General features: G+C 49.4%; 1 pseudogene. It reads left to right on the plus strand.

Annotated elements, in window-relative coordinates:
* Positions 1 to 46: 46 nt before the first annotated feature.
* Positions 47 to 245 (plus strand): annotated as a pseudogene (locus AAEZ09_RS28950) (IS30 family transposase); the annotation flags it as partial.

The raw sequence follows: 245 nt of genomic DNA on the forward strand, positions 1-245 counted from the left end.
CTGGAGTCCCCAGCAAATAGCAGGTGTTCATGGTGGACTCAGTCATATGAGCATTTATCGCTATATATGGACAAACAAGCGTAAGGGCGGCAGGTTATGGCAGTGTCTCAGACGTAAAGCCAAGCCTTATCGGCAGCGTTTAACTGCTGAGACTCGTGGTCGTATCAATGACAGAGTCTCGATTCATGAGCGCCCTTGTATTGTTGAAGAACGTACGCGAATTGGTGACTGGGAAGCGGATACCG

This window comes from Pseudomonas sp. 65/3-MNA-CIBAN-0223 (assembly GCF_040310425.1).
Taxonomy (GTDB): domain Bacteria; phylum Pseudomonadota; class Gammaproteobacteria; order Pseudomonadales; family Pseudomonadaceae; genus Aquipseudomonas; species Aquipseudomonas gregormendelii.